This window comes from Arenibacter sp. F26102 (genome assembly GCF_023015865.1).
Classification (GTDB): domain Bacteria; phylum Bacteroidota; class Bacteroidia; order Flavobacteriales; family Flavobacteriaceae; genus Arenibacter.
This window is the reverse complement of sequence record NZ_JALKBC010000014.1, coordinates 69,410-83,751: the sequence shown is the minus strand read 5'-3', so window position 1 is coordinate 83,751 and position 14,342 is coordinate 69,410. Positions and strand designations below refer to the sequence as shown.

The window sequence follows — 14,342 nt, the reverse complement described above, 5'->3', positions numbered from 1 at the left end:
TTTTGCACTTTCTCTTACACTATAAATAAAATATTGCTTTTATGAATGGCAAAAAGATATTGTTTGTATCTTCAGAATTAGTACCCTATCTACCAGAGAACGAAGTTTCCTTAATGTCTTACGAAACCCCAAGAATGGTCAACAGCAATGGCGGCCAGATTAGGATTTTTATGCCAAGGTTTGGGAATATTAATGAACGTAGACATCAATTGCACGAGGTAATTAGATTGTCTGGGATGAATTTGGTAATCAACGATATGGATATGCCGTTGATAATAAAAGTGGCCTCCATTCCCAGAGAACGTATTCAGGTATATTTCATTGATAATGATGAATATTTTAAAAGAAAGGCGACCTTTACCGATGAGGATGGAAATGCTTTTCCAGACAATGACGAAAGGGCTATTTTCTTTGCCAAGGGCGTGGTAGAGACTGTAAAGAAATTAAATTGGTCCCCAGATATTATCCATGTGCATGGCTGGATGGCATCATTGCTGCCCCTTTACCTTAAAAAATTATACGCCGATGAGCCTTTGTTTGCCGACAGCCAGATTGTTATGTCCGTTTATGGACAAGGTTTTGATGGTACATTGGACAAAGACCTAATCAAAAAGATTGCTTTCGACGGGGTGCCTGAAGAAAGTATAGAAGCGCTTTCCGAGCCCAATTATAATAATTTGTTAAAAGTTGCTGTGGATTATGCCGATGCTGTTATTTTAGCAGCCGAAGATATTCCAGCTGATTTGGAAGACTACATATCCAAGCTCGATAAACCTGTTCTGCCATTTGTTCCTTTACAGGAGTTCGAGGAGGCTTACATGAATTTTTATAACACCAAAGTATTAAAATAATCTAAATGAACTTACTGAACAGATTAAAATTACCTGCTATAGCAGGTATATTTCTTGTTGTAGTTTTAGGGTCCTGTGAGGAGGATTTGACGACTATAGGCAGTGGTGTAGTTGGTGGCGAACCTTTTACTGCCAGTAAGGCAGTGTATGATGTTTTTGCCTACAACAAGAAAATAGAGGCCGTTAGGACCAATAAGATGCCAGTTTATCAGATAGGTAATTATAATGATCCAGTATATGGGAAAACGGAAGCTAGTATAACCACTCAGGTTCAATTGTCATCTGGGAATCCGGTTTTTGGGAATTATTCTGCCTTGGTAGAAGAAACGGCGGAAACAGATACCAGTACCTTGACCATAAAAGAGAACGAAACGGTAAATGATGTTTTCCTGTTTATTCCATTTTTAACTAATCCTAAGGGTGACCGCGATCTTGATGGTGTTGCGGATGAGTTTGATGCTGATCCCGAGGATGCCAACAGTGATAGTGACGGTGATACGTTGACCGATATTCAGGAAAAATCCCTGGGAACCGACCCTCTAAATATGGATACGGACGGAGATGGTACCAATGATAACTTGGACGAGGATACCGCGGTAAATAGATTTCCTATAAAATATGACCTGGATAGTATTTATGATGCCAATGGAAATATTCCGGAATCTTTTAATTTTAAAGTAGAACGATCCACTTATTTTTTAAGGGATTTAGATCCCAGTACAAATTTTCAGGAGGCACAGCAGTATTATTCGTCCCAACAATTCTCTCCAGGCTATGTTTCGGACGTTTTGTTTGAAGGACCTGTTGAAATAAGCAATGTGGAAGAATTGATTTTTAAGGAAGATGATGCGGCTACTGAAGATGTGGACGAATCGGAGGAAGCTCCTACCCGTATTGCCCCGGGAATAAGGGTTCAATTAAATTCGGAATTTTTTCAGCAGAACATTCTAAATAAGGAGGGTTCTTCCGAGTTATTAAGTCAGGCTAACTTTGCTGATTTTTTTAGAGGTGTTCATTTATCGGTTCCTGACGATGTTTTGGTATTATTGGATCTAACACGAGGATATATTACCATCAATTATACCTTTGATGCTGTAACAAGTTCAACGGATGCAACTGTTGTTAAAACAGAAAGGGAATTTGTGCTAAATTTTATTAGGAGAGATAGTAGTACTGGTGCAACAATTGGCAATGCGGTAAATACTTTTATCAATGAGGACTATCCCGCTGAAATAACAAATGGGTTGGACAATGGTGAAAATGCCTCAAAAATTTACTTAAAAGGTGGGGCAGGGAGTTTTGCCCAGATAAAACTTTTTGACGATGTCAACGGCTATGAAATTATTAACCAGATCAAAAACCAGAATTGGATAATAAATGAAGCCAATTTGGTGTTTTATGTCGATAGAAATACTTTGGATGCCGCGGGAACTGTTATTGAACCGTCAAAATTGTATCTAAATAAGGATAATACAGGTGGACCTGTTTATAATCAATTTCTAGAATCTGAAGAGGATTTTAATGCCGGTAACATTACCAACTATGATGGAAGCCTGAGTAGGTCGAACAACAAAGGGCAGAGTTATAAAATTAAGATTACCAATTATATCAATGATTTGATTGTAAGGGATTCTACCAATGCTACCCTAAACTTGTCATTGACCTCGGATATAAGGATTACCGCTACTGGAAAAGCTATGCTGGCCAATGGTAATGAGGGCGAAATACCGGTAATGTCTACTGTGAATCCATTTGGGACCGTACTATATGGCAGTAATAATGTGCCAAGTGAGCAGTCTGGTAAAAAATTAAAATTGGAAATTTTCTACACGAAGGCCAATTAAGGGCAAAAAAATACCATTTACGGGATTTTTACGTTTATCAACTAAAAGATTAAGGGTTTTATATAATCAGGTTTTAAATTTGTTATATAAAGCCTTTTTTTTTATTTGCTAATCATTAAACTTTAAGTTATGTGTGGAATTGTTGGATATATTGGGCATAGAGATGCTTACCCCATTATTATAAAAGGACTTCAGCGTTTAGAGTACAGAGGTTACGACAGTGCAGGTATAGCATTATACGATGGCAAAGACATAAATTTGTCAAAGACCAAGGGGAAAGTAGAGGATTTAAAAAATAAGTCCCAAAGTACAATTTCTCTGGACGGTAAACTGGGAATAGGACATACCAGATGGGCTACCCATGGTGTGCCCAATGACGTTAATTCGCATCCCCATTATTCCAATTCAGGGGATTTGGTAATTATCCACAATGGAATTATTGAAAATTATGATTCCATAAGAAAGGAATTAACCAAAAGGGGCTATACTTTTTCATCGGAAACCGATACTGAGGTATTGGTAAATCTTATTGAGGAAGTAAAGCGTAAGGAAGGAGTTAAGCTTGGTAAGGCAGTGCAAATTGCTTTGAACCAAGTAGTAGGAGCGTATGCCATTGCAGTTTTCGACAGGCAAAAACCAGATGAAATTGTGGTTGCCAAATTAGGTAGTCCGTTGGCTATTGGAGTTGGGGAGAACGAATTTTTTATAGCTTCGGATGCATCACCTTTTATAGAATACACCAACAATGCCATTTATTTGGAGGATGAGGAAATGGCAGTCATTAGGCTGGGCAAGGAAATTAAATTGAGAAAAATAAAGGACGATGCCATTGCCTACCCATCCATTAAGGAATTAAAACTGAATCTTGAGGAGATTGAGAAAGGTGGTTTCGATCACTTTATGCTTAAGGAGATCTACGAACAGCCAAGAGCTATATTGGATACTTATCGGGGAAGGCTAAGGGCTAAGGAAGGGATTATTAAAATGGCGGGCGTAGATGATAACTTAGAAAAGTTTTTGAATGCCAATCGGATAATAATTGTGGCTTGTGGTACTTCCTGGCACGCTGGACTGGTTGCCGAGTATATTTTTGAAGATTTGGCCAGGATACCGGTTGAAGTGGAATACGCTTCCGAATTTAGATATAGGAACCCGGTTATAACGGATAAGGATGTGCTTATTGCTATTTCACAGTCCGGAGAAACAGCAGATACCCTGGCGGCCATTAAATTGGCCAAAGAAAAGGGAGCATTTGTATTTGGGGTTTGTAATGTGGTGGGTTCATCCATAGCCAGGGAAACGGATGCAGGGGCATATACCCATGCGGGTCCTGAAATTGGAGTGGCATCAACCAAGGCGTTTACAACCCAAATAACCGTGTTGACGCTATTGGCATTAAAATTGGCCAAGGAAAAAGGAGTTTTCAATACTACTCGATTCCATGAGCATTTGTCGGAATTGGAGAATATTCCCGCAAAGGTGGAAAAGGCACTGCTTTCAAATCCACTGGTGGAAATAATAGCTGATGTTTATAAAGATTCTACCAACTGCTTGTATTTGGGAAGAGGCTATAACTTTCCGGTAGCTTTGGAAGGTGCTTTGAAATTAAAGGAAATAAGTTACATACATGCCGAGGGTTATCCAGCAGCAGAAATGAAACATGGCCCAATTGCCCTTATAGATGAACATATGCCTGTTGTGGTCATAGCTACCAATAAAGGTCATTATGAAAAAGTAGTGAGCAATATACAGGAAATTAAATCCCGAAAAGGCAAAATAATAGCGGTGGTTACGGAAGGGGATGAGCAGGTTAGGGATTTGGCTGACCATGTCATTGAAATTCCAGAAACTTTGGAGAGTTTAACACCATTATTAACTACTATTCCTTTACAGTTACTATCGTATCATATTGCGGTAATGAGAGGTTGTAATGTAGATCAGCCCCGTAATTTGGCAAAATCGGTTACAGTGGAGTAGGGTTTCTTACCATTAAAAAGCATTAACGGCATTCATAAATGATGGTCCTAAAGGGGCGTTATTTATGAATGCCGTTTTTTTTCGACCTATTTTTTGTCAAATTTATATTAAAATATGTTAAATTTTGAACAAAAAATACTATGCATGCATAATTTATTTGATTTTCGTACTGTTAATTTGAAAATTGATGTATATTGGCTATTAGATGATATCTTACCATTAACTAATACTAATTTAACTCAAAACTATATGAGATCAATTCTTCTATTATTCTTTTTCATGTTTGGGATGTTGGCGTATTCACAAACGATTATTAAAGGGAATGTGGTGGACCAAAACAACGATCCCGTACCAGGTGCCAACATTGTAATTATGGGCAAAGCCATTGGAACGGTAACCGATTTTGACGGGAATTTTATATTGAACACTTCAGAGAATCCCCCATTTACGTTGAATATCACCAGTATTGGATTTGTTGCTTCCGCGGTAAATATCACTCAAAATAATCAAACTATTTCCGTTACTCTAAACGAGGAACAGACAAGTTTGGACGAGGTGGTAATTTCTGCTTCAAGGACTCCGGAGCGTGTTTTTGAATCCCCGGTTACTGTGGAACGTTTTGGATTGGAAGATATTAAAAACACTACAGCTGCAGATTTTTACGGTGGATTGGAAAATTTAAAAGGTGTAGATGTAAATACGAACAGTTTAACTTTTAAATCTGTTAACACTAGGGGTTTTGCGTCTTTTGCCAATACTCGATTTATGCAATTGGTTGATGGTATGGATAATTCTACTCCGGCTTTAAACTTTCCTATTGGAAACTTAGTGGGGATGATAGAGACAGATGTTCTAAGTGTTGAATTACTTCCAGGGGCATCCTCCGCACTATATGGTGCCAATGCCTTTAACGGAATACTTTTTATGCGCAGTAAAAGCCCTTTTGACCATGAAGGAATTAGTGTTTCTATTAAAAGAGGTATCACCTCTCAAAAGTCGGCAGGTGATAATGCCTATACCGACTTCGGTATCAGGGCAGCGCACAAGTTCAGTGATAAATTTGCTGGAAAAGTGAACTTCGGATATTTAAAAGGGACAGATTGGGCAGCCACTAGTGAGGTAGATAAATTTGATCCATCTAGGACAAGGGCCAATTATAACTATGATGGAATTAATGTTTACGGAGATGAAGTTTCCACGAACATTAGATCTGCCTCTGGCTTGGGAATTATTCCAGATGTAGAGGTAAGTAGAACAGGTTACAACGAGGGTGACTTAACCAACTATAACGCAGAAAGTATTAAAGCAGATTGGGGATTATACTATCGTCCAATTGAAGACAACAGCCTCGAGTTTTCTTACGTGGGTAAAGTGGGTACTGGTACTACTATTTATCAAGGAACAAACCGTTATAATATCAATGGTTTTTTTCAAGAACAACATAAATTGGAAATTAAAAATGACAATTTCTTTTTACGGGGGTATGTAGTAGGAGATAAAGCAGGAGACTCTTATGATATGGTGTTTACAGGGATTAACATTAACAGATCTTGGAAATCCGATGAAGACTGGTTTGGAGATTATATAGCAACTTATGCAGGAATAGAATTGTCTGGAAATCCTTCTGGGTTAACAGATGATCAAAAACATGCACAGGCGAGAGCCGTTGCGGATACGGGTCGTTACCTACCAGGAACACCGGAATTTGAAGCTGCATTTAATAAAAGTATAAATGATCCTGATTTATCAACAGGTTCTAAATTTCAAGATGCCTCTAAATATTACCATGCTGATGGTAATTATAATTTTAGCCATTTGATTGATATTGCTGAAATTCAAATTGGTGGATCTTATAGAAAATACAGTCTAAATTCTGGTGGTACCATATACACTGATACGGATGGTCCAATAGACTATTCGGAGTATGGTATTTATACCCAAATTCAAAAAAAGATTGAACTTTCTGATGTGAAAAGCATAAAATTCACAGGATCGGCACGTTATGATAAATCAGAATTTTTTGATGGCTTCATATCGCCACGTATTTCTGCTGGTTTCACACTTAATAGAGATCACAACATTAGAGCCTCCGTGCAAACAGGATTTAGAAACCCGACCACACAAGATTTATTTATTGGATTAGATGCAGGAAGAGCAATTTTAGTTGGTTCCGCACCTGAAAACTTGAACCGTTATTCTGATACCTATGATGTAAGTTCAACCGGTCAAATGTCAGGCCAGCCTGCATCAGTAGTACAAACAGGAAGAGCGGCATATGAAAATGCCTATTCAGCGCAGTCAGTGGAGACCTTTAAGATTACGGATAACGTGGCTGATTTAAAGGTTTCAAATCCGGATTTGGTAAAACCCGAACAGGTTACGTCTGTTGAGGTTGGATATAGAGGAAAGATAGATAAACTTGTAGTTGATTTTAGTGCCTATTACAATAGTTATAAAGACTTCATTTCGCAAGAAGTTGTTGATGCACCTTATTATGGTATTGCAGGTGATGGCAATCTCTCTATAGATGCTATAAGGAACGATGATATACAGCGCTATAGTGCCTACACCAATACGGATGCCGATGTTAACTCTTACGGAGCTTCTATTGGTTTGGACATGAAAGTACTTGGTAATTTTGATTTAGGAGGTAGTTATACTTTTACAAAGTTGGATTTTGATAGAGATGCAAATCCAGATGTTATGTTGAATTTTAATACCCCGGAACATAAGTTTAAAGCCTCTTTTGGGAATGAAGAATTATTCAAAAACTTTGGCTTTAATCTAGCGTACAGATTTAGTGATGATTATTTTTGGGAAGCCACTTTTGGCGAAGGTGTTGTACCGGAATTCCATACACTTGATGCTCAAATTAGCTACACTGTTCCAAGCATCAAATCTTCCTTTAAGTTAGGTGGAACCAACATTACCGGCAAGGAGTATTTTACTGCCTTCGGAACAGGTTTTATTGGGTCTATGTACTACCTATCTTGGACAATTAATAACTAAACAAAAATCAAATCATAATTTGACATGAAAAATTTAAAATATATATTCTTAGCTTCTTCATTGTTTTTGTTTACAAATTGTAACGATCCTGAAGATGTAGATTTGAACGCTGTTGCGGAGGAGGAGGCAAAACCCGCATTGACTGCTGGTTCTGCTGATTTTTCCACATATGTAGCTATAGGAAATTCATTTACTGCTGGTTTCACTGATAATGCTTTGTTTATGGCTTCACAGCAAAATTCTTTTCCTAATCTATTGTCACAAAAATTTTCATTGGTTGGTGGCGGTAATTTTTCCCAACCATTAATGAATGATAATTTTGGAGGGCTTTTATTAGGAGGAAATCCTGTTTTAGATCCGCAATCGGGAAAAAATATATTCGCTCCAAGGCTCTATTTTTATTCTGATTCCAATTCTGCATGCCCTGATAATACTGGCCCAGTTGTCCTTGGAATTGACCCTAACGACCCCAGTACACAAGCAACAAGTTCTACAACAGATTTTTTATTAAATAATCCAACCGGCCCATTTAATAATATGGGTGTTCCTGGCGCAAAAAGTTTCCATTTATTAGCTCCAGGTTATGGAGCCTTGGCCAACCTTTCCTTAGGCCTAGCAAATCCTTATTTTATAAGAATGGCTTCAGAACCCAATGCTAGCGTTTTAGACGATGTTGTTGCACAATCACCAACCTTTTTTACACTTTGGGTTGGGGTTAATGATGTTTTAGGATATGCCCTTTCTGGCGGAGACGGATCTAGTGCCATCACGCCATTAGATGGTGCACCTGGAGTTGGTTTCAACCAAACTTATGCAACCTTGGTCGGAGCAGTAACGGCAGGTGGTGCAAAAGGTGTTGTGGCAAATATTCCAGATGTTACAAGGATTCCACATTTTACAACGGTACCTTATAATCCCTTAGACCCTAATGATGAATGTTTACAAGCTTATTCTGATCAAATACCTACTTTAAATGGCGTATTTGGTCAGTTGAATCAGGTGTTTGCTTTTTTAGAGAGTCAAGGAGTTCCAAACGCAACAGAACGCCAAATTGTTTTTTCAACAACTGAGACAAGTGCAGTTGTGGTTAACGATGAATCTTTAATTGATTTATCGGCTCAAATTGCAGTAGTATTGAAACAAAGTCCTGCGTTTCCAGCGTTTGTGCAATCATTTGGTTTGCCAGTTGAAGCTGCGCCAACGGTAGCCGATCTTTTTGGTTCAGCTTACGGACAGGCAAGGCAGGCTACGGCAGACGATTTGTTTGTATTGCCTAGTTCTTCTATTATTGGTACGGTAAATACTAGTTCAGTAGCATTTTTAATGTCCCTAGGACTATCCCAAGCATTGGCTGGGCAATTTTCGGTAGAAGGGGTGTCTTTACCATTAGCCGATAAATGGGTTTTATTACCAAGTGAACAAACAGAGATAGCAGCAGCAACGACTGCATTTAATGCAACCATCGCTGCAAGTGCTTCTCAAGCAGGTTTGGGTTTGGTTGACGCCAATGGTTTAATGAACAAATTAGCGGATAGAGGGGTTACCAGTGGTAATTTTATCTTAACTGCTGCATTGGTTACGGGTGGTGCATTTTCTTTAGATGGTGTACATCCAACGGCAAGAGGTTATTCTTTGATAGCCAATGAATTTATGAAAGCGATAGATGTTACTTATGGTTCAAATTTTGAAGCATCAGGTTCTTTATTGGATATAGGCGCCTATCCAACAAATTATTCTAGAACGCTTCAATAAAATGAAGTTAACTTAATTAAATAGATATATAGCACCTTTTTTTAAGGTGCTTTTTTATTGGACTGATTTTAATTTTTTGTTATTAAGTGAAAATCAGCAATTATTTGAAAACTTTTTCATTTTGAATAGCATATGCTGAGAAAGGAGAAAAAGGCCATGAAGGGCAGGAAAAGGAAGATTTTTCAGTAAAAGCAAAAAGTATACATCAGTTCTTCTATAAAAATTAAAAAAAACAATTTCTTTTTAAAATGGAAAACATATCTTTGCAGCCTTAAAAACAAAGCGGCAATAGCATTGTTTTTATTTTAAACTATAACAGTAAAACGTAAATACTCAAGTAATGTCTAAAGTTACAGGTAAAGTTTCCCAAATCATCGGCCCGGTAGTTGATGTTGAATTTCAGTCCGGAGCGGACCTACCCAGAATTTATGATTCTTTGGAAATCATTAATAAGGATGGTTCCAAGTTGATTTTGGAAGTACAGTCGCACGTAGGTGAAAATACGGTAAGGACTATTTCTATGGATTCAACGGATGGATTAAGTAGGGGAGCTGGCGTAGAAGCAACAGGAAGCGCAATCCAGATGCCCATAGGTGATGCTGTTTACGGTCGTCTATTTAATGTGATTGGAGATGCTATTGATGGTCTTGGAGATTTGCCAAAAGCAGGTAAAGACGGACTTCCTATTCACAGGGATGCACCTAAATTTGAGGATTTATCCACTTCTACGGAAGTTTTGTTCACTGGTATTAAAGTAATCGATTTGATCGAGCCTTATGCAAAGGGTGGTAAGATTGGTTTATTTGGAGGAGCTGGTGTTGGTAAAACAGTACTTATTCAGGAATTGATCAACAACATCGCAAAAGGACATGGTGGACTTTCAGTATTTGCCGGAGTAGGAGAGCGTACTCGTGAGGGTAACGATTTACTTCGTGAGATGTTGGAGTCAGGTATTATAAAATACGGAGATGATTTCTTGCACTCTATGGAAGAAGGCGGATGGGATCTATCCAAAGTTGATAAAAAAGTAATGAAGGATTCCAAAGCGACATTCGTTTTTGGACAAATGAACGAACCTCCCGGAGCCCGTGCACGTGTAGCCTTATCAGGTTTGACTATTGCAGAATATTTCCGTGATGGTGCAGGTGAAGGTCAAGGAAAAGACGTTCTTTTCTTCGTAGATAACATTTTCCGTTTTACTCAGGCTGGTTCTGAGGTATCGGCCCTATTGGGACGTATGCCATCAGCGGTAGGTTACCAACCAACTTTGGCAACAGAGATGGGTGCCATGCAAGAGCGTATTACATCAACCAAAAGAGGTTCCATTACCTCGGTACAGGCGGTTTACGTACCTGCGGATGATTTAACGGATCCAGCACCGGCAACAACGTTTGCCCACTTGGATGCTACTACCGTACTGTCTCGTAAGATTGCCGAATTGGGTATTTATCCTGCGGTAGATCCTTTGGATTCAACTTCAAGGATTTTGACTGCCGAGATATTAGGAAAAGATCATTATGCATGTGCTCAAAATGTAAAAGAGTTATTGCAACGTTATAAAGAACTTCAAGATATTATTGCCATCTTAGGTATGGAGGAATTATCTGAAGAGGATAAATTGGCCGTAGGTAGGGCTAGACGTGTACAACGTTTCCTTTCCCAGCCGTTTCACGTAGCAGAGCAATTTACCGGTATCCCAGGAGTTTTGGTAGATATTAAGGAAACTATTAAAGGATTTAATATGATTATGGATGGGGAGTTAGATCATCTTCCAGAATCTGCCTTTAACCTTAAAGGTACCATTGAAGAAGCTATAGAAGCTGGAGAGAAAATGCTTGCTGAAGCGTAAATGAGTAGTCGGTAAACAGTTGGCAATTTACAAGATGCCACGGAATGCCGAATACTGAATACTGAAAAAATATGTATCTAGAAATTGTATCACCAGAGGCTACTTTATTTGCCGGCGAGGTTACTGCGGTAACCGTACCTGGAATTGATGGTGAATTTCAAATGTTGGACAATCACGCCCCTATCGTTTCCCTATTACAGGAAGGAAAGGTAAGGTTTAAGGGAAATGTTGTTTTGGATGAAGCTTACGGAAACAAATTTTCCAAAGCTCCCAATGGCGATACTATTCTTGAAATTGGCAGTGGTACCGTTGAAATGAAGAACAATAAAGTAATTGTATTGGCAGATTAATAAAGTTTAAAGCCATTAACAAATAAGCAAAAGCCATACGTAAAGTATGGCTTTTGTTGTTTTAAGGGAGATGGATAAGCATAAAATTATCGCCTCGGAAGGTGTTAGATCCATGTGGCAAACTTTATTGGCTGCTGCCTTCTATACTTTGGCCTTTATATTACTGGCCATATTCTTTTTTGATTATGCTTTTTACATATCGTCTCAAATAAACATACCACTTCCCAAGTGATGCTGTTGAGACTTTTGAAATGCGTTAGGGACCGCGGCGGCATCCCCGCAGCAACGCAAGGGATATAGCCAAGGGCCCGACCGACGAAGGAGGGAACGCCCATAAAGAGGAAAACATTTTGTAGGATACTGTTGTTCGAATTATAGCGGCAATATCCCTTCGGCTAATTTGTTTTTTTTCCGTGGTGCATGGCAATTTCCGCATCACTAAGGCGTAGAAACCTTGCCGCATTGTTATATAGGATGTCCCTTTTTTGTTCCGTATCCAGAAAATCGGCGGTGTTGACAGCCTCTATTCCAACTTCAATAGTTTCTGGCCAGTTCATTTGGTCGGAGCCGAACATAACACGTTTTCCAAATCCTGCCTCGAATATGCGCCTTAGGTATTCGTGAAATGCTTTTCTGGGTATGGCGAAACAAATTGCACCAATATCAACATATGCCTGTGGATGCGTCCAAAGAACGGCTAGGAGATCGTCAATCATGGGATATCCTGCATGCATTAAATATATCCTCAGTTTTGGATGTCGCATTAGTAGTTCTTCCACTACCATGGCGCTATGAAGCCTAGCCCTGTAATTCCCAACACCAGGCAGATAGGCGGCACCTGGAGGTCCGGTACCCACATGGATTCCTATGGGAATGTCCAATTCTTCGGCAATTTGGGCATAAGGATCAAATTTTGGATCACTGGGAGAAACGCCATTGTATTGGATGGCCACTTCCCCAAATACCTTGTATTTTCCAGACGATAGAAGTTCACGTACTTTTTCGGGAGTCTTATCGGCCATAAAAAAATTGAAATGTAATGCTGGTATTATACGATCTCCACCAACGGCCATATAATCATCTATCAAGGACCCGCTGGTTATTCCATAGATATTATGCTTATTTAGAATCTCCAGGGTTTTGTCCATAAGTTCTTTGTCTGAAGTAGCCCCCCAAACGGCATTTTTGCAGTCGGGATTTTTTAGATAATCATTAAAGCCCTCTGCCCAAGATTTTGCAGGATCATGCATAGGCATTTCCTCTGGAGGAGCACAAATGGCGGTGGGCGGTGGCCCGTTTTGAGAAGCAGGGAGGGCATGTAAATGCATATCCAATATTGGGAGTTTCTCCTGGCAAAAACCTGTAATGGCTAAAAGTACCATAGGCAAAAGAATCGTAATCCTCATTTCTATGCGCTTTAGAATTTAACAAAACAATGGGTGCATAAGGGTAATTTATGCTGGCTGGGAAGAGAGTGTAGTGTATACGGACCTAATATACAGTAAGATACAAAATATAATATTATTCCGACATCCTTTTTAAAGGACCACTAGTTTTTTAGCTGTATGGTACGTTGCGATTTTGAACTTTGAACGGCAGCCTCCAGGATTTCCATGGTGATCATATTGTTTTCCAAGGAATAGGGATCGTAAGAGCCAAGGGTAGTTTCCCCTCTTATAACGGATGCAAACAAGGCAAAGGGCTCATCATAGGGAGCATCCCTTTCCCCTAGTTTAAAAGCTTCCTCTTTAAAGCCACTATAGCCTTCAGAAATTCTAACCCTTAGGTCATGTTTATTTTCGGCATAAATAGCACCTTTTACGCCATAGATTTCCATATCCTTGCGGCCTATGGGCCAGTTCCATGAGGGTTCCAATATGGCCATGGCATTGTCATAAGTAAGTATTATGGTAGCATCATCGTCAACCTTGGGGTTGTTTTCTGGCTGTAACTGTTGGGTCACTGCGGTAACGGAATTAGGTCTTTTGCCTTGTTGCAACCAGGTCATGAGGTTGGCCCCGTAGCACCCAAAGTCCATGATGGCCCCACCGCCATTAAGTAGTGGATCGGTTAAGAATTCCAGAAATTCTGCACTTACCCCAATTTTTTTAGGCCCTTTATGTCCATCGCGGACAATAACCTTTCTAAGATCGCCAATAGTGCCTTCATGTAGCAGTTCATAGGCCTTTAGATTGGTAGGATACCAAGAGGTTTCATAATTGGTGAGCAAATGTATTTGGTGTTTTTTGGCCAATACCTCCATTTTTTTGGCATGTTCCAAGCTTACGGCCAAGGGTTTTTCTACCATAACGTGGATACCTTTTGGTGCGCAGGTTTCAACAATGGCCAAATGATCGTATATATTTCCAAAGCCTGCCACTGCATCGGGTTTTACGGCGGCAATCATTTCCTCCATGGAATTGAACACCATTTCCATAGGAAATCCGTGCTTGTTGGATAGGCGCTGTGCCAGATCACGATTGGTTTCCACAATACCTACCATGACCACATCTTCCTTTGCCTCCCTACTTAAAATCCAACCAACATGTCCGTGGGTGAGGCCTACGACTCCCAATTTTATTGGTTTTTTCTGTGCGAAAGTGCTCGTAAACGTCAACAAAATAACACAAAGGGATAGTGTAAAGGTGTTTTTCATGGTTATATAGTTACTAAGAGACTACAGTAAATAAACTTACCGTGGTCTTTGAAA

General features: G+C 39.4%; 10 protein-coding genes. 8 read left to right on the top strand and 2 right to left on the bottom strand.

Annotated elements, in window-relative coordinates:
- Positions 1 to 41 precede the first annotated feature (41 nt).
- The 8 genes from MWU78_RS17470 to MWU78_RS17435 all read left to right on the top strand — a co-directional run bounded on the left by MWU78_RS17470 (position 42) and on the right by MWU78_RS17435 (position 11,864).
- On the top strand, positions 42 to 851 hold the full coding sequence (locus MWU78_RS17470; RefSeq protein WP_247000103.1) for a glycogen/starch synthase: 810 nt from the start codon (positions 42 to 44) through the stop codon (positions 849 to 851).
- 5 nt (positions 852 to 856) lie between these two features.
- Positions 857 to 2,695, top strand: a complete 1,839-nt coding sequence (locus tag MWU78_RS17465) for a DUF4270 domain-containing protein (protein ID WP_247000102.1) — start codon at positions 857 to 859, stop codon at positions 2,693 to 2,695.
- A gap of 129 nt (positions 2,696 to 2,824) precedes the next feature.
- Complete coding sequence (gene glmS / locus MWU78_RS17460; protein WP_247000101.1) at positions 2,825 to 4,672, top strand: glutamine--fructose-6-phosphate transaminase (isomerizing); 1,848 nt, start codon at positions 2,825 to 2,827, stop codon at positions 4,670 to 4,672.
- A 249-nt stretch (positions 4,673 to 4,921) separates the two neighbouring features.
- Complete coding sequence (locus MWU78_RS17455) at positions 4,922 to 7,681, top strand: TonB-dependent receptor (protein ID WP_247000100.1); 2,760 nt, start codon at positions 4,922 to 4,924, stop codon at positions 7,679 to 7,681.
- A gap of 24 nt (positions 7,682 to 7,705) precedes the next feature.
- Positions 7,706 to 9,433 carry a G-D-S-L family lipolytic protein gene (locus tag MWU78_RS17450; RefSeq protein ID WP_247000099.1) on the top strand — a complete coding sequence of 576 codons (1,728 nt, stop codon included), beginning with the start codon at positions 7,706 to 7,708 and terminating at the stop codon, positions 9,431 to 9,433.
- A 340-nt stretch (positions 9,434 to 9,773) separates the two neighbouring features.
- Positions 9,774 to 11,282, top strand: coding sequence for a F0F1 ATP synthase subunit beta (atpD, locus tag MWU78_RS17445; RefSeq protein ID WP_247000098.1), 1,509 nt, complete (start codon positions 9,774 to 9,776; stop codon positions 11,280 to 11,282).
- A gap of 71 nt (positions 11,283 to 11,353) precedes the next feature.
- Positions 11,354 to 11,632, top strand: a complete 279-nt coding sequence (locus tag MWU78_RS17440; RefSeq protein WP_247000096.1) for a F0F1 ATP synthase subunit epsilon — start codon at positions 11,354 to 11,356, stop codon at positions 11,630 to 11,632.
- 46 nt (positions 11,633 to 11,678) lie between these two features.
- Positions 11,679 to 11,864: a hypothetical protein gene (locus MWU78_RS17435; protein WP_247000094.1), complete on the top strand. Its 186-nt coding sequence runs from the start codon at positions 11,679 to 11,681 to the stop codon at positions 11,862 to 11,864.
- A gap of 163 nt (positions 11,865 to 12,027) precedes the next feature.
- Here MWU78_RS17435 and MWU78_RS17430 read toward each other — a convergent pair whose 3' ends face one another.
- Together MWU78_RS17430 and MWU78_RS17425 are read right to left on the bottom strand one after the other, a co-directional pair.
- Positions 12,028 to 13,038 (bottom strand): amidohydrolase family protein, encoded by a 1,011-nt coding sequence (locus MWU78_RS17430; protein WP_247000092.1) that lies wholly within the window; start codon positions 13,036 to 13,038, stop codon positions 12,028 to 12,030.
- A gap of 143 nt (positions 13,039 to 13,181) precedes the next feature.
- Complete coding sequence (locus tag MWU78_RS17425) at positions 13,182 to 14,288, bottom strand: Gfo/Idh/MocA family oxidoreductase (protein WP_247000090.1); 1,107 nt, start codon at positions 14,286 to 14,288, stop codon at positions 13,182 to 13,184.
- Positions 14,289 to 14,342: the final 54 nt, after the last annotated feature.

Bases quoted from the DNA above. Each gene is read 5' to 3' on its own strand.
- MWU78_RS17470 (WP_247000103.1), top strand. From the start codon at position 42: ATGAATGGCAAAAAGATATTGTTTGTATCTTCAGAATTAGTACCCTAT.
- MWU78_RS17465 (WP_247000102.1), top strand. From the start codon at position 857: ATGAACTTACTGAACAGATTAAAATTACCTGCTATAGCAGGTATATTT.
- glmS (WP_247000101.1), top strand. From the start codon at position 2,825: ATGTGTGGAATTGTTGGATATATTGGGCATAGAGATGCTTACCCCATT.
- MWU78_RS17455 (WP_247000100.1), top strand. From the start codon at position 4,922: ATGAGATCAATTCTTCTATTATTCTTTTTCATGTTTGGGATGTTGGCG.
- MWU78_RS17450 (WP_247000099.1), top strand. From the start codon at position 7,706: ATGAAAAATTTAAAATATATATTCTTAGCTTCTTCATTGTTTTTGTTT.
- atpD (WP_247000098.1), top strand. From the start codon at position 9,774: ATGTCTAAAGTTACAGGTAAAGTTTCCCAAATCATCGGCCCGGTAGTT.
- MWU78_RS17440 (WP_247000096.1), top strand. From the start codon at position 11,354: ATGTATCTAGAAATTGTATCACCAGAGGCTACTTTATTTGCCGGCGAG.
- MWU78_RS17435 (WP_247000094.1), top strand. From the start codon at position 11,679: ATGGCTTTTGTTGTTTTAAGGGAGATGGATAAGCATAAAATTATCGCC.
- MWU78_RS17430 (WP_247000092.1), bottom strand. From the start codon at position 13,038: ATGAGGATTACGATTCTTTTGCCTATGGTACTTTTAGCCATTACAGGT.
- MWU78_RS17425 (WP_247000090.1), bottom strand. From the start codon at position 14,288: ATGAAAAACACCTTTACACTATCCCTTTGTGTTATTTTGTTGACGTTT.